This is a genomic window from Streptomyces sp. NBC_00259, from assembly GCF_036181745.1.
Classification (GTDB): domain Bacteria; phylum Actinomycetota; class Actinomycetes; order Streptomycetales; family Streptomycetaceae; genus Streptomyces; species Streptomyces pratisoli.
This window is the reverse complement of record NZ_CP108080.1, coordinates 90,481-107,512: the sequence shown is the minus strand read 5'-3', so window position 1 is coordinate 107,512 and position 17,032 is coordinate 90,481. Positions and strand designations below refer to the sequence as shown.

Below are 17,032 nucleotides of genomic sequence, written 5' to 3'. Positions count from 1 at the left end.
CCACCGACATACCGGCTTGTGGGACCGCCGATGCGTACAGAAGGCCGAAGGCGCTCAAGAGTGGTCGGGGCCTCTGGAGGCCGGTGCCAGGCCGCAGGGAACTGGTCCCCAGAGGGCTCTACTTCTACGAGGTCGGTTCAGCCCGCGCTTGCGGTCGGCCTGACGATGATCTCGCTGACGTCGACCTCTGACGGTTGGCCGACCGCGTAGGCGATGGCCTCAGCGACCGCGGAGGCGGGGATGGCCACCTGGCGGTAGGTGCGCATCTCCTCGCGGCCCACCGGGTCGGAGATGGAATCTGCCAGTTCCGACTCGGTGACGCCCGGCGAGATCGTGGTGACGCGAATGTCGCCGCCGACCTCCTGCCGCAATCCCTCGGAGATGGCCCACGCGGCGTACTTCGTGGCGCAGTACACGGCGGCCGTGGGGGAGACGGCGTGGGCGCCGATCGAGGCGACGTTGACGAACTGGCCGTGACGCTGGGCCTGCATGAGCGGCAGGACCGCGGCGATGCCGTGCAGCAGACCGCGGACGTTGACGTCGATCATGCGGTTCCACTCTTCGACCTTGAGGGCCTCGAGCTTCGACAGGGGCATCACGCCTGCGTTGTTGATCATCACGTCGATGCGGCCGTGCCGGCTGTGTGCGGCATCGGCGAAGGCCCGTACGTCCTCGGCCTCGGTGACGTCGAGGCCGTGGTACTCGGCGCTGCCGCCGGTTTCCTGGATGTCCTCGACCAGGGCTTTGAGCCGTTCTGTGCGGCGGGCGCCGAGAGCGACGTGATGACCGCGGGCGGCCAGGAGCCGGGCGGTCGCTTCGCCTATCCCGCTGCTGGCGCCGGTGATGAGGATGATCTTTCGATCGGTGGAGAGAGACATGTCGGTGCACTCCTGGCTGGGAACGAATGGAAGGTCACTGCCGGTGCGGTGGGACGGATCCGAGCGCACCGGCATGGGTCATGGGGTGTGCATGGAGGTTGGGCAGGCGCCGGGCTATGCCGAGGGGGCGGGCTGTTCGCCTTCGCGGTAGAGCACACCGTCGCGGATGTCCCCGGTCGCGGTGAAGCCGGTGTCGTCGATGTAGTCGATGTGATTGCCGGTGACGGTGTATCCGCCGGTGTAGGCGCTCTTTCGGCTGCCGCGGGCCTCGTCGTAGCGTCCGTTCGGCAGGAGCTCCTGACGAATGAAGCCGTCTGCGGTCACCCACATCCCGACGTACGGGTAAGGGACGGGGGAAGTGTGGTTCGTCGTCATGTCTCCACGGTCCGTTCTCCGGAGCGAGGCAACCAGGCCGCGGTCCACCCAGGGTGGGGCGGTCCTGGGAGCCGGACACCTACCTGCCGCGCTCGGGCGATCCTTGGACTGGCGTTGCGGTTGGCGACCTGATTGCTGGTGGGGCTGCGGCCTGGAAAGTGGCAGCCCCACCGGATCCGACGGCCCAGGTGGCTCAGATGGCCTGGGAGGTGGGCATGATCGTGATCTCGGTGAGATTGACGTGGCGAGGGACAGCGGCCATGAAGGCGACGGTCTCGGCGATGTCGGCGGACTGCAGGCAGTCGATGTCGTGGATGAGGTCGGCCATCAGCCTGGAGGCGTCGGGGTCGGTGACGTGGTCGGGCAGCTCGGTGTCGACCATGCCGGGCTCGATGGTGGCCACGCGGACCATCCTGGGGCCGAGTTCGACCCGCAGGAGCCTGGTGAGGTGGCTGATATAGGCCTTGGTCCCGGAGTAGACCGAGAACTTCTCCAGGATGCGCGTGGCCGCGATGGAGGAGGTGTTGATCAGATCGGCGAGCTTGCCCTCTTCGGCGGACTCCGTCAGGTGCGGCAGGAAGGCACCGATGACGTTCATGAGGCCGGTGATGTTGAGGTCGATCTGCCGCTGCCACTCATCGACCTTGAGTTCCTCGATGCCGGAGATGAGCTGGACGCCGGCGTTGTTGAACACCAGGTCGGCGTTGCCGAAGCGGTCGGCGACCTGATCGGCGGCCCTCTGGACGGCGGCACGGTCGGTGACGTCGACCGCCAGCGCCAGCGCGGTGCCGCCGGAGGCCTCGATGCGCTCGACGACGTCCTCCAGCTTGTCCTTGCGACGGGCGAGGACGACCACGGTGGCGCCGAGTTCGGCGAGGCGTTCGGCGGTGGCGGCGCCCATGCCGCTGGAAGCGCCGGACACAACACCGACACGGCCTGCGAGCGGGGATCCGTTGAGAAGAACAGACATGACAGGTTCCTTCGAATGTGTGTGAGGGAAATGGTGAATCGGATCGCGGAAGCGGCACACGTGCCGCTGGTGGGCCGGGAGGCCCGGCCGGGCCGCGGGGGGAGCCGGCGCGGCCGGGCAGTTGTGAGGCCCGCGCACATGGGCGAGGCGCGTACCCCGGTGATCAGTTGACTCAGGCGGCGTCGTCGTGCGCGGTGGCCGTGGACTTCTCACGCCAGGCGGAGACGTCGTTGCTGATCTGCCGGACCTTGGCCTCGATGCGCTCGAGGGTGTCGCGCCCGAGGTAGAGGTGGGTGGGGAGCTTGTCGCCGGAGGTGACCTCGACGATGAGGGCGGCGCCCTTGACAGGGTCGCCGAGCTGGGCGTGGTTGGCCTTGTCGATCCAGTCCAGCGTCACGTGGGCGGGAGTGTTGTCGTAGTCGGCGATACGGTTCGCGGCGACGGACAGGGAGCTGGCGTCGAGGAAGTCGGTGCGGAACACGCCGGGTTCGACGACCATCGACTGGATGCCGAACGGCGCCATCTCGGCCGCCAGGGCCTCGCTGACGCCGGCGACCGCGAACTTCGAGGCGGAGTACAGGCTGACACCGGGCTCGCCCTCGAAGCCTGAGCGGGAGCCGATGTGCACGAGCTTGCCGGAGCCCTGCTTGCGCATGACGGGCAGCACCGCGCGGGTGACGTTGATCAGGCCGAACACATTGAGGTCGAAGAGCGAACGGGCCTCGGCGTCGGTGATCTCCTCCAGGGCGCCCAGCAGGCCGCGGCCGGCGTTGTTCACCAGGACGTCGATGCCGCCGAACCGGTCCACGGCCGCCTCGACAGCCTGCGGAATGCTGTCGTTGTCGCTCACATCCAGCGCGACCGCCAACACCCTGTCGGAATTCTTCAGATCGTCCGGCACCCGCTCCGGGTTCCGCACGCCGACCACGACATTGTTGCCTTCTGCCAGCGCAGCGCGGGCAATCTCCGCACCGATGCCGCGAGACGCTCCGGTAACGAACCAGGTAGCCATGATGAGATCTCTTTTCTCTGCTTCTCGTTCACATGTCTGTCGGGGTTCTCCTCCGACGCATTCGATTCTGCGAGGCATGGCGAGAGGCAGGAAGGCCGGGAGTTTCCTGGGAGAAACACCCCCAGGATGCGGAGCCCCCTTCCCGGCGTCACCGCGCCCGCTGCGGGAGGCCGCGTTGCACGACTACGGCGGTGACGAACTGGACGCAAGGCCATGCCGGACAGGCATGGACGGTGCCGAGGACGCGGCAGCCGATCAGACAGGACACACGGTGGGCAACTGCAGGAACGCAGGCGGAGCGGTAGCGCCGAGATGAGACCAGGCAGGCCCGGAGGACAGGAGGACTGCCAGTCAGCGGGCGGCACAGCCGCACCGGATGCATCCCCGTCCGCGGCATGCGGGACACACCGCCCGGCAGAGCCAGGACATCCGGGGAAGGCGGCCGCGGTGCCCACCCGGCCCGAGGCACGGTGTGAGGGCTGAGGACGAGCAGCCGTGCACCTTGCTTCGTGGCGCGGGCAATTCAGGGCGATCACGCTTCGGCTCGGCGAGGGCCCGGATTTCCTGGGAAAAGCACACCCCCCTTTCGGGCCGCCACAGGGCGCCGAGCCGCTCTAACCTCGACGGCATGGACACAGACAAACACCCCGCGACCGAGAATGCGTTGGGAGGTTTCCTCCGTGCTCGACGCGCTCAGCTGCGTCCCGAGGATGCCGGGCTTCCCACGTCCGGCCGCCGCAGGGTGCCCGGTCTGCGCCGCGAGGAAGTGGCCACCCTGGCCGGTGTGAGCACCGACTACTACATGCGCCTGGAACAGGGCCGCGAACGCCACCCCTCGCGGCAGGTCCTCGAAGCCGTGGCCAAGGCCCTGCGTCTTGACGACCACGCTGTAGCGCACCTGTACCGCGTAGCCACCCCCACTGCACGCCGCATACGTCGCGCGCACCGCGTCGAACGGGTCGGCCCGCACCTGCGGCGGCTCCTGGACACCTGGAGCGCCACGCCCGCCTTCGTCCTGGGCAACGCTCTGGACATTCTGGCCCGCAACCAGCTCGCGGCCGCTCTGTTCGCCGGCTTCATGTCCTGCGACAACTTGCTGCGCATGACGTTCCTGGACCCGGCCGCGCGCCACTTCTACCGCGACTGGGACCGTGCTGCCGAATCATGCGTGGCCGCACTGCGACGGGCAGCCGGTATCGATCCGGATGACCCCCGGCTGATCGAAGTCGTCGGCGAACTGTCCATGAAAAGCACCGAGTTTCGTGCCCTGTGGGCCCGCCACGACGTACGGGGCAAGACCTGCGAGGCCAAACTCTTCCACCACGCCGAGGTCGGCGACCTGGAACTGCACTACGAAGCCCTCACGGTCAACAGCGCCCCCAGCCAGAACGTCATCATCTACCTGGCCGAGGCCGGCAGCCCCTCGGCCGACGCTCTGGCGTTGCTCGGCTCCCTGAACGCGGTGCCGACTCTCCAGCGTGCCCCGTTTGCCGGCCCGGACTGAGGGCGAGCCCCGCAGCCATGTGATGGACGCCCGCATCGCAGACCTGCCGCGGTACAGCGGTGGCGTGCCTGCAAGCTCCGGGTGAGCTCACACATGCGCGTCTGTGAAACGTGATGCCGGCCGATCGACGCCGGCATCCTTTTGCTGAGCCTGCGTGACTGCCGCGGGAAGAGGCCAGCACCCTGCTGATGCGCCGTGCGGAGTGCTCTCCGGTACGTGCAGCGGTTCCGTCAACGTCCTCGACCTCTACAGAGCGGCGACGCTCGCGGGTGAAGGAAGTCGGGAATCATGTGCGTTTACCGCCGCGAGACCGGCCCTGCGTTTCCTGGGTGTATTACGGCCACCCTTACGCCTCCCGATGCGCGCGGGCGCCGCGCAGAATGACGGTATGAACCAGATCGTGGAGCTGGGAGGGTTTCTCCGTTCGTGCCGGGGCCGACTCAATCCCGCAGATGCGGGAATGCCGAAGACCACTCGGCGTCGCGTCCCGGGCCTGCGCCGTGAGGAGCTCGCGCAGCTGGCAGGCGTCAGCGTCGACTACTACACGCGCCTGGAACAGGGACGTAGCCGTAGCGCCTCGCCGGAGATCCTCGAATCCCTGGCGAAAGCGCTGCGCCTGGAGGACACCGAACGCGCACACTTGTTCGATCTCGCGAACCGTCGCCCCCTCCAGCCGCGGCAGTCCACCCCCTCCCCGGCCGAGCGGGTCAGCCCAGCCGTCCACCAATTGCTGGCCACCCTGGACGCCGCCTACTGCCCCGCATTCGTCCTGGGGCGGCGCACCGACGTGGTGGCCTCCAATCCGCTGTCTCGTGCGCTGATCGCCGACTTCGACGCCATGCCCGCGAACGAGCGCAACCAGAGCCGGTTCCTCTTTCTCGACCCCGCCGCCCGCGAGCTGTACGCGGACTGGGAGACCGTCGCCGCAGACACCGCCGCCATGCTGCGCATGGACGCCGGCCGCCACCCCGAGGACCCGCAGCTGGGCGAACTGGTCGGCGAACTCGCGGTGCGCAGCGAGCACTTCCGCGCGCACTGGGCTGAGCGCAGGGTCCACGAGCGAACCGAGGGGACCAAGAGCTACCACCATCCCGTCGCCGGGGACCTTACCGTCACCTACCAGGCTCTCGCCCTGCCCGGCGACAGCAATCAGACCCTGTTCATCTACAGCACCGAGCCCGGCTCCCCCTCCGAATCTGCCCTGCGGTTCCTGGCGACATGGTCGACCGAACCCCTCACGGACCAGGCCCGCACCGCCGCACCCAACGAATCGGACACCGCCGCCTGACCGCATCGCTCGCACTCCGCCTGGCGAATGCAGTCGCCGGCCAAGCACATCGCGATCGGTTCAGCACCCGCCGCATCCGAAACGGGAGGGCTAGCCTGGGATCATGAGCGACAGCACCCCCTTGGGAGAGTTCCTCAGAGCACGGCGCGAAGCCCTCAAGCCGCAGGACGTGGACCTGCCCGAGCACGGCCGCCGGCGGGTGCCCGGCCTGCGCCGTGAGGAAGTCGCGATGCTGGCCGGTGTGAGCGCCGACTACTACATGCGCCTGGAGCAGGGGCGCGAGTCCAGCCCGTCGCCCCAGGTCGTCGATGCCGTCGCGGACGCCCTCCGACTCGATGACGAAGCCATCGACCACCTGCGCAGACTCACCCGAGCACCTCAGGAGCGCCGCACCCTTCCCGCACGCCACGACCAGGTCAACCCGCAGCTGCTGCAGCTGCTCGACAGCTGGCCCGACACCCCCGCGTTCGTGGTCGGCCCGGCGTTGGACATCTTGGCGCACAACGCCCTCGCGGCCGCACTGCACAGCGGCTTTCAGCGGTTCGACAACCTCGCTCGCATGGTCTTCGTCGACCCGGCGGGCCGCGACTTCTACCAGGACTGGGACAAGGCCGCCCAGTCGTGCGTCGCCGAAATCCGCGCCGCCTACGGGTACGACCCGGAATCTGCACGGATCGTCGCAGTGGTGGAAACCCTTTCCGTCGAAAGTCCGGAATTCGCCGAGCTGTGGGCACGGCACAATGTGAAGGGCAAGACCCGACAGACGAAGAACCTCAGGCACGACCAGGTCGGCGACCTGCAGATCCAGTTCTCTGCCTTCACGGTCAATGAAGCCCCTCATCAGCAGCTGGTCGTCTATCAGGCCGAACCTGCCAGCTCCACTGCGGCCGCATTCACCGAACTCCGCTCACGCATCGAAAACAGCCAGGGCGGCGAGCAGGAACAGCGTGCAGCGGAATGGATTCCCGAATCGATACGCCGGCCGTAATGCGCCAGGCCGCCCACCGGCCACGTTGCCTCGTCAAAGAACGCCTGGCCGTCGCGCCGGCACGCGCACAGGACATGATCTGCTCCTGCCGCGCGGTTCCACCTGGCCCAGCCGGGCCGCCGCCCGCACCGCGATCTTCGATTTCATCGAGGGCTGGTACAACTTGCACCGACTGCACAGCAGCCTCGGCTACCTCAGCCCCGCCGAGTACGAGACCGCACTCGCAGCCTGACCACCACACCAATGGTGTCCGTCAAAGCGGAACAAGCTCACTTCAGGATCAGTCGCAGATCGCTGTCGGGCTGTTCGGACGTTCCAAGCGCCATCGGGACGGCACCGAGCTTCACGTCGTCCACGTTGAGGACCAACGAGGCTCAGCGGACCCAGCGTAAGTACCGCACTTCATCGCTGGTGGTCGCCGGGGGCGTATCGGCTCCCTGTTCCTCCGGCTTCGGTGACCAGGCGGGTGGCTGTCTTGTCGTGTTAACCGAGCGCCTTCGCGATGACGGGAGCCAGGGCCTGGAGGGGACGAGTTGGCGAATGGCGGAGGTTCTGCCGCGCTGCGGCAGGAGGCCGATCAGGAATCGGTCGTTTCTCGACACTCAGGGTTCATGAGGTAGGAGGTCTCTTGAGCGAGCATTGAATTGTCGGCATGCGAGAAGAGCTGGATGTGCCGCATCAGGGGGTGCGACTACGGGGCACGCTATCCCCGCTGCGGCGTCGCCTGCTGGAGGAGCTGCGGGAGCCCGCTTCTGTCACCGTTCTCGCGGCCAGGCTGGGTGAGAGTCGTCAGCGGCTGAACTACCACCTGCGCGAGATAGAGAAGAGCGGCCTAGTACTGGGCTGCGCGGTGGGAGGCTCTCGCCCCGAACACCGAGGTCACCAGGTGAGCAGAGCGACCACACGAGATGGGTCAGCTATGTCACGCGCTGGTCTGATTTCTCCAGAATCAGAGGCCAGGCCGTCGCGTGCGCGGTGCGGATGTCCTCGGTCGCGACGTTGTCGACGCCGCTGTCCGCAAGCAGATCAGCCCTTAGCCTCGCGGACGTCCTTTCCCTGCTCGGCGAACGCCTTGAAGTCCTGCATGTGCTGCTGTGACTGCTTGCGGAAGGTGCCGGGCATCAGGAGCCCTACCAGCCGCATCAGCAAGCCGCTGAATCGGTACTCGTTCTCGCTCACCCAGAGCGTCGTCTCCGGACTGGCCTCGGTCAGCTGGTCGCGCACGGCGCTCCACATGCCCTCGCCGACGATCTCGCGGTCGAAGTGAACGACGCTCCCTTTCGGGATCCCGTGCAGGTCTGCCGGTTCCCGCCGCGTGATTGTCTCAGTGCACTCGAACTTCCGCTGCCCCATCTGCATCACGACCCGCGACGTGGTACCGACCTGCCCGTGCACCCCACTCAGTGGCTCGTGCAGCACCAGGCCCCGCAGCCACTTCGGCAGGTGTGCCGGGTCGGCGAGCAGCTGGACCACCCTCTCCCGCGGCAGGGCGATCTCGATAGAGGCGGTGTACTTCATGGCGGAGCCCTCCAGGTTCCTGAGTGAACGGGCAACTCTACTGATCTTTGACTACGGGCTTGACGCTGGTGGGGTGAGTTCGAGGCCGGTTCCGGACAGTAATGCGAGAAGGAGTTCGGGGATCCTTGGGGATCTTGCGGGCGAGGGAGTGTCGGCCCTCTTGGAGAAAGGCCTGCTCCAGGCCCGCGACGCCGCCCGCGACGTGGTCTGGCGCCTGCGTCTCACCCAGCCGCAGATCACCCAGATCTGGGCCGACCGCGGCTACGCCGGCGAACTCGTGGACTGGGCCCGCGAACGCCTCTGGCTCACCCTACGCATGGTCTGCCGGCCTAAAGGCACCAAGGGCTTCGTTGTGCTGCCCCACCGCTGGAAAGTAGAACGCACGATCGGCTGGTGCGTGAACGCCCGCCGCAACGCACGCGACTACGAGCGCCTGCCTCAGCACTCCGAAGCCACCTGAACTGGGCACTCATCACCATGATGACTTGACACTTCACCCGAAAGAGCCCCCGCACCGACAACTGGACCAAGAGGTAGCGGCCCGTCGGCTGACCACGGGTAACACGCTTCGAAGATCACTTGCAGTGCCTGCTTAGACCGTGTCCTATGTGGTGAGGCGGAGGAGTCGCTTGTAGCAGCACAGAGCTGCGGCGAGGCCGAGAAAGGCCAGGTAGTTGCGTGGATTGCGCTCATAGCGGTGGTTGAGCCTGCGGTACCCAGTCAGCCAGGAAATGGTGCGTTCGATCACCCACCTGCGGCGCCCAAGACGTTCGCCGGACTCGATGCCTTTTCGGGCGATGCGCACCCCGATGCGCTTCCCGCGTAACCATTTCCGCAGGTGGGGCACGTCGTACGCCTTGTCTGCATGCAGACGCTGCGGCTTGAAGTGGCGGCCGTTGTGCGGGTCGTGTCTCGTTTGGTGACCGCGACCATGGGCTTCAGAGCTTCGCAGTCGTGGGTGTTGGCGGCGGTGACGCCGACAATGAGGGGCAGCCCGTTCGCGTCCGACAGGACGTGCATCTTGGAACCCGGCTTGCCCCGGTCCACGGGGCTCGGACCTGTGAGCTCGCCCCCTTTTTCGCCCTGACGTGGGCGGAGTCGAGGACTGCTCGGGAGAGGTCGAGGAGCTGCGCGTCGTCGAGTCGGTGCAGGGTCGACTCGTGCAGCCGGCCCCACACCCCGGCTCTGGACCAGATCAGAAAGCGGCGGTGGGCGGTGGACTTCGATATCCCGAAGCAAGGCGGCAACGCACGCCAGGAGCAGCCGCTGACCAGCACGTAGATGATGGCCGCGAACAGCGTCTCATCAGGCGTGTCCTGCGTGCCGCCGCCCTGCGGCCGCACCTTCGACGGCGGGATCAGCGGCTCGGCGATCTCCCACAGCCCATCCGGAACAATCCAACTCCACGTACCCCGCCCCATGAACATCCCAACGACCGGTCACCACATGGGACACGGTCTTAGAGGTTGTCTCACGTGGCAAGCTTCGCGAGCTTCTCGTAGCAGGTCAGGGCGGCGGCTATGGCCAGGCCTCGACTCTGCCAGTCGTTGCGGACCACGTACGGGATCTTGAGACCACAAGCAGCCCATGGCAGGCTCATGCCGCATGATCGATGAATTCGCGAAAGACAACCTGCACGGGAGACTGCGGCGGGATCGCAAGGCGCTGCTCTGGAAACTCGACGGCCTGTCCGAATACGACGCCCGCCGGCCTTTGACAGCGACCGGGACCAATCTCCTCGGCCTGGTCAAACACGTGGCCACCGTCGAGGCCAGGTACTTCGGCGAGGTCTTCGACCGCTCTTCCTCGGAACCGCTGCCCCGGTGGCAGGACTACAACGGCAGCGATCTGTGGGCGACCGAGGACGAGACCCGCGATCAGATCATCGGGTTCTACCGGCGCACGTGGGAACACTCGGACGCGACGATCAACGAGCTTCCCCTCGACGCCCCCGGCCACGTGCCGTGGTGGCCGGAGCCTTATCCGAACACGAACCTGTTCGCCATCATGGTCCATGTCCTCGGCGAGTCCATCCGGCATGCCGGGCACGCCGATATCCTGCGCGAGGGCCTCGACGGCCGGACCGGGGTGCGCGCCGAACACGAGAAGCAGATCAACGAGGAAGCCCGAGCAGCCTACTGCGCGAAGATCGAGCAGGCCGCCAGGTCGGCCGCACCAGTCAAGGCTTAGAGGTTGTCTCACGTGACGTGACGTGACGTGACGTTCGTGCGGCATACTGCCGGTCGTGGGTGCTGATCTATCGAAGCGCCCGGTTCCTGATGAACTGTGGGAGCATTCCGCCCCGTTGCTGCCGTCGTTCGCTGCTCGTCCGCAAGGTGGTGGGACCGCTCCGTGTGACGAGCGGGCCGTGTTCACGGCAGTGGTGTACGCGCTGACCAGCGGCTGCGACCGGCGGCAACTGCCGCCGACGTTCGGCACGTCGCCCGCCACCGCGCATCGCCGCTTCCCGGTACGGACCCAGGCCGGCCTGTGGCGTCGGCTGCACCGGCGGTGCTGGACGAACTCAGGGCCCGCGGCGAGGTCGACTGGACCTCGGCAATCGTCGACGCGGCCTCCGTTCGCGCCAAAAGGGGGGATCGCTGACCGGGCCGAACCCGTTCGATCGCGGCAAGAAGGGCAGCAAGCTACACGTGCTGTCCAATGCCCAGGGCATCCCGCTCGCCGTCGCCGTGTCCGGCGCGAACATGCCCGACGACCTCGCCCTCAAGCGCTCATCCGCGACATACCTGCCGTTGGGTCCCGCCGGGGACCACGGCGGCGCCGCCCCGTCAAACTCCGCGCGGACAAGGCGTACTTCTCCGCCGAACACCTGGCCCGGCTGCGCGCGCGGGCTCGTCGCGCGCATCGCGCGGCCCGGCATCGAGTCCGGCGAACGTCTCGGTCGGCACCGCTGGAAGATCGAACGGTCGATCGCCTGGCTCTTCGGCTACCGCCGCCTCACCGTCCGAAAGGGCTCGCACTTCCTCGCCCTGGCCGCCGCCCTGACCTGCTGGAAGAAGCTCGCGAAACTTGCCACGTGAGACAACCTCTTAGAGTGCGGACATGCCAATTTCGCTGCACCTGCAAGAGATCACCCCTGACAACTTCGAGGCCGCGATCAACCTGAACGTCCGCCCTGACCAGGAACACCTGGTGGCACCCGTGGTGAAGTCGCTCGCCGAGGCATACGTACACCCCGGCATCGCATGGCCCCGGCTGATCTGCGATGACGACGAAGTGGTCGGGTTCCTCATGGCTTTCTTCGACATTGACTGGACCGGCGACGGCACCGACTTCCGCTCCGGACTCTGGCGTCTCAACATCGCAGATGGAAAACAGGGCCGAGGCTACGGACGCTTCGCAGTACAGTCCGTTGCCGACGAGATTCGACGCCGAGGAGGCACACGACTGACGACCCCCTGGCATCCCGGAGCGGATGGCCCAACAGGCTTCTATCTGGCCCTCGGCTTCCAGCCAACCGGAGAGACCAGCGGAGACCAAACGGTGGGCATGCTGGAACTGAACTGAACCCGCGTTTCTGCCGCACGTGCACGGACCACGCGCGACGATCTCCTGGCCACCGAGAACCCAGTCGATGGGGGCACCAGCGGCTCGGTTCAAAAGCACCTACTTAGGTGCACCCTGGGAAGTCCGGAGAGTCAGCCGCACGCGTATGGGGAGGAACTGTCGAGCGTCCACTCCATCCAGATCCTCGGTGAGCTACGTGGGCTGGGACGCCGGGGAGAAGCGCACCCTGTGCTCCGTCTTCATCGGGGACACGTCGAAGCTGCCGACACGACTCGCCTGGAGCACGGACGCGGCGACCGCCGACGACAACAAGAGGGGCGCCTCCCGGCAGTGGACCACACCGTGACCAGCCGCACGACGACCTCGCCGTGACGGGTGCGCGGCGGGGTCGTCGCGCCGGGCTCACCCGGCGCGCAGCCACCCGTGTGGTTTGCGGACAGCGACTCTTGGATGCCACCAGGTGTCGAACAGAGGGTCAGGCGATGCCGCTGTAGCTGGGCGAGCAGTAGGAGGAACCGCTCTTGGTCGCTCGCGTGCGCATGATGACCGTCTCGCCTTCCTCGATGTCGCCGAGCTGTGGTCTGCGTCATCGCCGACCTCCGGATCAAGATCGATGCGTACGCCCGCGGCTGAACCTCACGGGGTGCGCCCCCGTCTGATCGCTGCAACGGCTGAGCAAGATCACCTATGCCGGTCTGAGTACGCGATCGGTTGCCCGCCGCACGGGGCGCCGGAAGAGTGGACACATGCGCCGACTGCTGCTGCTCGCCCCGCTGTTGCTGTTCACCGCCGGCTGCGGGATGGTGCCCTCCTCCGAGGACGAGGCGACGGACGCCGCACGGGAGGTGGCCAGGAAGGCGGGCGAGCGGCTCTACGGCCAGCGCCCGCGCACGGCGGAGGAGGTCGGTCTCTCCGCCTCCGGCATCGACGGGGTGGAGGTATTGCGGGTGACGGGTACCTCGACACATGACGGGGACGGCATCGACGTGGTCGTCCGCACGTCCGCTTCGGCGTACAACGGATGGCTCGACCCTGAGGAGGTCGCCGTGCGGCGCTGTTTCGCGGTGCGGGTGTCGCCCAAGTCGGAGTGGCGTGAGGCTCCCCGTGACGTGGACTGCCCGGATGGCCCTCCGCTGACCTTCGCCCCGCCACCCGAACCGCCCCGGCTGCCGTACGAGGAGCTCCGCGCGAAACTTCCCCGGGTGCCGGAGGGCGGCCGGGTGGACGATGCCGAGGTGCGCCGTAGGCTCGCCGCCCTGGATCTGGATCCGGCGATCCGTACCGAGGTGAAGGCGGACAGCGGCCGGGTCGGCGTTCTCCTATCGGTAGAAGGCAACGGCTTCGACGCGCAGGACTGCCTTCTTGCCCGCGTGGGCCCCGGCGTCGCTGAGGTTGGGAAGCCGCAGGAGATGGAAGGGCTCGACCCGATATCAGCCCCCGCGTACTCGGGAACCGGGCGGGCGGCGGCCGCAACGGACACCTGACGTGGGAAATCGTCCACTGTGCGCGCTCGGCCTAGCGAACACGCAGGTGGAGATGAGTGCTCGGCGGCCGAACGCCGGGCGCTTCCCTCCGGCTATTTGATAGTGCCGCGGAGTGCGGCGACGACGAAGCCAACCGCGGAGCCCAGCAAGAGCAGCGTCAGCACGCCCCAGCCAACGGGAATCGACCACGTCGGCCAGCCGGTGGCCGCCTGGATCCACAGGGCCACGATCGCGGCGGCACCGATCCCGAGGCTGTGCCACCGCACGGCGGCCGCTGCCACCACCTGACGTCGGCTCCGGCGGCCGAGCAGCCCCCACAGGCCACCGATGAATGCCACCGTACCGAACGATATGCAGCCGATCGCCCCGCCGAGCCGGTCCGCCGGCCATCCCACGGGCCCGTCGGACGTCTGCTGCCGCCGCCCGCCAGCATCCCGGACCTCGACGACATCCCCGTACCAGATCAGTCCGGCGACCTTGTCGTCCGGCTTCATTTCCGACACCAGCGGACCGGCGTTGCGGAACGTCACGTGCCACGGCTTGCCACTGGGCAGCACCAGCTCCGCCTCTGGCGGCTTGCCCCTCTTGCCACGGTGCGATGCGGCCTTGCGGACGGTGAAATCCTGCTCCCACAGACAGGCCGATGCTTTGACCGGCACGGAAGCGCACTCCGGCGCGGCCCGGAACTCATGCTCCCGCTCCTGCGCGTTGCGAACCTCGACGGCCATCGCCACCCCGAGACTGGCCACCAGCAGGGCGATGAGCATCCAGAGCACCGCCCGCAGCCCGGGCCTCCACGCCGCCTCAGCCACCCTTTCCCCTCCGCCTACCGAACTCTCTGGGGCTGTCCGAACTCACAGCTGCCCAGGCCCATCGCGCAGCACCCGCGGCGCAAGGGCTCCGCCCTCGTTCCGACGATCACAGCATCCACGAGCAGAAGCAGGCAGGTAACGCGGAGAGCGGGCAGTGCACCATGGCGCCACGTTGCCGATTCCGGGCAACCGCCGTGGGGCAGGTAGTCGGCAGGCCGACCGCCCATCAGCGTGCCGTCAGCCAGCACGCCAACCACAACGCAAGGCTGCGCCAAGTAGCGCCGCTCACCCGCCACCTGAAGCGGTCAGTCACACGCGTGTGCAGTTACACGTGTGTGGCTCAGAGCTCTGTTTTGCCGGATGGGTGCGGGAGTTGGCAGATCCAAGCGCCGATGTCGGCGGACGGGGTGGTCATCCGGGGCAGCTGCTGTGATCCTTTGGGTGCGCCCCGGCCTCTGGGCGCATATGAGGGGGGCGCTCATGCGACACGGACTTCGTACGGCCGTTGGTGTGGCGGTACGCTTGAGCACGGCCCTGACGGGCTGCTCGGGAGATGTCAAGAGTTCTGCGGCGCCGCCCTCCTCCGGCGCATCCGCCTCCGTGGCGTCGCCAGCCTCGTCTCCGGACTTGATCCGCCTCTCCAGACCCTCAGGGGAGTGAGTGACATCGCCACCCTGTTTGCCAATGGCTGGGGGCGCCTGTTCGCTGCCGACCATCAAGAGGTGCTATCCGCGGCCTGCGACGGCAAGCCTCTGGAAGTCCGTAGGGTAGGCACTGTCGCGCACGGCGCCCGGACGCTGTACGCCGTGTGGTTCACGGACTACACGACGGGCAGTATCGACCTGCGGCTGGACCACAACGGCACAACGTCCGAGGCCGCCTTCTCGCTCGGCGACATCGGCGACCGCACCTGCGCCGAGACTCGACCGTGATGTCTTGCCGATTGGACTGGGCTCGTATCGCGATGGCGTTGTCAACCAGGGCGCCACACCGTGTGCCGCATCGGGCGAGATTCGCCACGTGCGGTACCAAGTCCCGGCTATCGTCGACCGGCTGACCTTCAACGGCGCCATCATCCAGACCGGCACCGAGTCCTACCGCCTCGCTCACACCAAGGCTCAAGCCGAACAAGCCCAGTCCAGGTGACCGGGCGCTCTATGGGAGGGGCCGCCTGACAACCAGCCCGAACCAGCGGGCTGTCCAGGAGCCGCCATGACGCTGAGGCTGCGACGCGGGTCACGCGATGAGCAGGCGGAGGCCGAGATCTGCCTCGTCGAGGTCGGCGAGGTCGCTGTTCCGCTCGGTCCACCGGCCGGAGTCGAGGTCGTCGCAGAGGCTTCGCACCGCCCGCTGCTCGGCCTGGGGCCCGACCCTCGTCCACACCGACGATGCACGGCGCACGTGATCCTCCAGATACGCCCCCGGTCGGCGCCAGTACGCCTCGAACAGGCCGTCAGCGCAGTCCCACGGGATGGGTACCGGCTCAGCGCGGGCGCCGATCGCGTCGGCCATCCCGGCAAGTGAGGGGAATTCTGCGAGGACGGCGGCGAACTCGGGCAGGTAGTCGCGGGTGAGCCAGAACCGGTCCTGCCATCCGGGCTCGTCTGTGTCGAATGTGAGCACCACCACGCGGCGGGCCACGCGCCGCATCTCGCGCAGCCCCGCTATCGGGTCCCCCCAGTGGTGAACGGTGGAGACGGCCATCGCGACGTCGAAGGAGTGGTCCTCGAACGGCAGGCTCTCCGCGGCGGCGGCCACGCACGGCGCCGAGCCGGCAGGCCGCTGTCCCCGCATGACCGCCGATGGCTCCACCGCGGTCACGTCGCGATCGGCAGGCTCGTAGGAGCCGGTGCCGGCCCCGACGTTCAGCACCGTCTGCGCGTCCCCGAGCGCGTCCCAGATCTGCGCGGCGATCCGCGGCTCGGTACGCCGTGTCGCGGTGTAGGCGTCGCCGATCGCGTCGTACAGCCGTGCACCGAGCATCTCCAGTTGCTCTTCCGGTGTCACCTTCAGTCCCTTCGCTCGCGACTCGAGCTCCCTGTCGATGGCCGCCACCATGGCGTCAGCGCGATCACGTCGCTCCAGCAGCAGGCCGCGCAGCCGACGCAGTTGCGCGACCGCGTCGGTGGACGGGTCGCCGACCAGTTCCGCAACTTCCCGCAGCCCGAAGCCCAGCCGCCGATAGGCCAGCACTTCCCGCAGCCGTTCCACGTCGTCCGCCGAGTAGGCCCGGTACCCGGCCGCGGTCCGCGCAGACGGCGGAACGAGCCCGATCTCGTCATAGTGATGCAGCGTGCGGACGCTCACGCCGGCCAGCTCGGCCACGCGTCCCACAGTCCAGTGATCCTCCACGGCACCGACTATGCGGCCTCACGCCGCGTGAGGGTCAAGAGCCCACTCACGGCAGCAAGAACCGAACGCGGGGCAGCGACCCGAGGCGACTCCTGCAAGCCAGAACGATGGTGTGGTTCAGAGGCGCCTGCAGCCGCAGGGAATGGCCCCGCAGAGCCTAAGTGACATCAAAAGTCGTTTCTGGCACAGATCTTGGGGAGTTGTCGCGGAGAGTTACCACCATGCTCGATTGCGAGGAGTCGGGTTCGCGTGAGAGACCGCGTACGCCTTGTCCTCCGATGACCGGAATTGACGCTCCCTCAGGTACTCGCTGGCCGCTGCTG

Annotated in this window: 16 protein-coding genes and 6 pseudogenes; 13 read left to right on the top strand and 9 right to left on the bottom strand. The window is 67.6% G+C overall.

The window, feature by feature from the left end; all coding sequences use genetic code 11:
* Window positions 1–137: 137 nt before the first annotated feature.
* The 4 genes from OG766_RS00560 to OG766_RS00545 all read right to left on the bottom strand — a co-directional run bounded on the left by OG766_RS00560 (window position 138) and on the right by OG766_RS00545 (window position 3,235).
* Window positions 138–878 carry an SDR family oxidoreductase gene (locus tag OG766_RS00560; RefSeq protein WP_266377931.1) on the bottom strand — a complete coding sequence of 247 codons (741 nt, stop codon included), beginning with the start codon at window positions 876–878 and terminating at the stop codon, window positions 138–140.
* 114 nt (window positions 879–992) lie between these two features.
* On the bottom strand, window positions 993–1,253 hold the full coding sequence (locus OG766_RS00555; protein WP_328724240.1) for an Atu4866 domain-containing protein: 261 nt from the start codon (window positions 1,251–1,253) through the stop codon (window positions 993–995).
* A 193-nt stretch (window positions 1,254–1,446) separates the two neighbouring features.
* Window positions 1,447–2,223 (bottom strand): SDR family oxidoreductase, encoded by a 777-nt coding sequence (locus tag OG766_RS00550; protein ID WP_266377937.1) that lies wholly within the window; start codon window positions 2,221–2,223, stop codon window positions 1,447–1,449.
* 172 nt (window positions 2,224–2,395) lie between these two features.
* Window positions 2,396–3,235, bottom strand: coding sequence for an SDR family NAD(P)-dependent oxidoreductase (locus OG766_RS00545; protein ID WP_266377940.1), 840 nt, complete (start codon window positions 3,233–3,235; stop codon window positions 2,396–2,398).
* 628 nt (window positions 3,236–3,863) lie between these two features.
* On the opposite strand from OG766_RS00545, the gene OG766_RS00540 reads away from it, so the two are divergent.
* The 5 genes and pseudogenes from OG766_RS00540 to OG766_RS00520 all read left to right on the top strand — a co-directional run.
* Window positions 3,864–4,739 carry a helix-turn-helix transcriptional regulator gene (locus OG766_RS00540; protein WP_328724239.1) on the top strand — a complete coding sequence of 292 codons (876 nt, stop codon included), beginning with the start codon at window positions 3,864–3,866 and terminating at the stop codon, window positions 4,737–4,739.
* 460 nt (window positions 4,740–5,199) lie between these two features.
* On the top strand, window positions 5,200–6,027 hold the full coding sequence (locus tag OG766_RS00535) for a helix-turn-helix transcriptional regulator (protein WP_328724238.1): 828 nt from the start codon (window positions 5,200–5,202) through the stop codon (window positions 6,025–6,027).
* A gap of 103 nt (window positions 6,028–6,130) precedes the next feature.
* Complete coding sequence (locus tag OG766_RS00530; protein WP_328724237.1) at window positions 6,131–7,015, top strand: helix-turn-helix transcriptional regulator; 885 nt, start codon at window positions 6,131–6,133, stop codon at window positions 7,013–7,015.
* Between the two features lie 103 nt (window positions 7,016–7,118).
* A pseudogene (locus OG766_RS00525) lies at window positions 7,119–7,247 on the top strand (IS3 family transposase); the annotation flags it as partial.
* Window positions 7,248–7,667: 420 nt separating this feature from the next.
* Window positions 7,668–7,841: pseudogene (locus OG766_RS00520) on the top strand (helix-turn-helix domain-containing protein); the annotation flags it as partial.
* Between the two features lie 200 nt (window positions 7,842–8,041).
* Here OG766_RS00520 and OG766_RS00515 read toward each other — a convergent pair.
* Window positions 8,042–8,533, bottom strand: a complete 492-nt coding sequence (locus OG766_RS00515) for an SRPBCC family protein (RefSeq protein WP_328724236.1) — start codon at window positions 8,531–8,533, stop codon at window positions 8,042–8,044.
* A 202-nt stretch (window positions 8,534–8,735) separates the two neighbouring features.
* Here OG766_RS00515 and OG766_RS00510 point away from each other — a divergent pair.
* Window positions 8,736–9,019: pseudogene (locus tag OG766_RS00510) on the top strand (transposase); the annotation flags it as partial.
* Window positions 9,020–9,137: 118 nt separating this feature from the next.
* Here OG766_RS00510 and OG766_RS00505 read toward each other — a convergent pair.
* Window positions 9,138–9,954, bottom strand: a pseudogene (locus tag OG766_RS00505) (IS5 family transposase).
* Between the two features lie 50 nt (window positions 9,955–10,004).
* The gene (locus OG766_RS00500) at window positions 10,005–10,133 is read right to left on the bottom strand and encodes a hypothetical protein (RefSeq protein ID WP_266389783.1); all 129 of its coding nucleotides are present in this window, start codon (window positions 10,131–10,133) and stop codon (window positions 10,005–10,007) included.
* A gap of 5 nt (window positions 10,134–10,138) precedes the next feature.
* On the opposite strand from OG766_RS00500, the gene OG766_RS00495 reads away from it, so the two are divergent.
* The 5 genes and pseudogenes from OG766_RS00495 to OG766_RS00475 all read left to right on the top strand — a co-directional run bounded on the left by OG766_RS00495 (window position 10,139) and on the right by OG766_RS00475 (window position 13,545).
* Window positions 10,139–10,723 (top strand): DinB family protein, encoded by a 585-nt coding sequence (locus tag OG766_RS00495; protein ID WP_328724235.1) that lies wholly within the window; start codon window positions 10,139–10,141, stop codon window positions 10,721–10,723.
* Window positions 10,724–10,778: 55 nt separating this feature from the next.
* Window positions 10,779–11,574: pseudogene (locus OG766_RS00490) on the top strand (IS5 family transposase).
* 22 nt (window positions 11,575–11,596) lie between these two features.
* Window positions 11,597–12,061 carry a GNAT family N-acetyltransferase gene (locus OG766_RS00485; protein WP_328724234.1) on the top strand — a complete coding sequence of 155 codons (465 nt, stop codon included), beginning with the start codon at window positions 11,597–11,599 and terminating at the stop codon, window positions 12,059–12,061.
* A 187-nt stretch (window positions 12,062–12,248) separates the two neighbouring features.
* A complete protein-coding gene (locus OG766_RS00480) occupies window positions 12,249–12,407 on the top strand; it encodes a hypothetical protein (protein ID WP_266389788.1) in 159 nt (52 codons plus the stop codon).
* Between the two features lie 400 nt (window positions 12,408–12,807).
* Complete coding sequence (locus tag OG766_RS00475; protein WP_328724233.1) at window positions 12,808–13,545, top strand: translation initiation factor IF-2; 738 nt, start codon at window positions 12,808–12,810, stop codon at window positions 13,543–13,545.
* Between the two features lie 92 nt (window positions 13,546–13,637).
* Here OG766_RS00475 and OG766_RS00470 read toward each other — a convergent pair whose 3' ends face one another.
* On the bottom strand, window positions 13,638–14,312 hold the full coding sequence (locus OG766_RS00470) for a hypothetical protein (RefSeq protein ID WP_328724232.1): 675 nt from the start codon (window positions 14,310–14,312) through the stop codon (window positions 13,638–13,640).
* A 701-nt stretch (window positions 14,313–15,013) separates the two neighbouring features.
* On the opposite strand from OG766_RS00470, the gene OG766_RS00465 reads away from it, so the two are divergent.
* Window positions 15,014–15,289: a hypothetical protein gene (locus OG766_RS00465; RefSeq protein WP_328724231.1), complete on the top strand. Its 276-nt coding sequence runs from the start codon at window positions 15,014–15,016 to the stop codon at window positions 15,287–15,289.
* A 106-nt stretch (window positions 15,290–15,395) separates the two neighbouring features.
* A pseudogene (locus OG766_RS00460) lies at window positions 15,396–15,503 on the top strand (IS21-like element helper ATPase IstB); the annotation flags it as partial.
* Between the two features lie 90 nt (window positions 15,504–15,593).
* Here OG766_RS00460 and OG766_RS00455 read toward each other — a convergent pair.
* Entirely contained in the window at window positions 15,594–16,691 is a 1,098-nt protein-coding gene (locus tag OG766_RS00455; protein WP_266389934.1) for a MerR family transcriptional regulator, read from the bottom strand.
* Window positions 16,692–17,032: the final 341 nt, after the last annotated feature.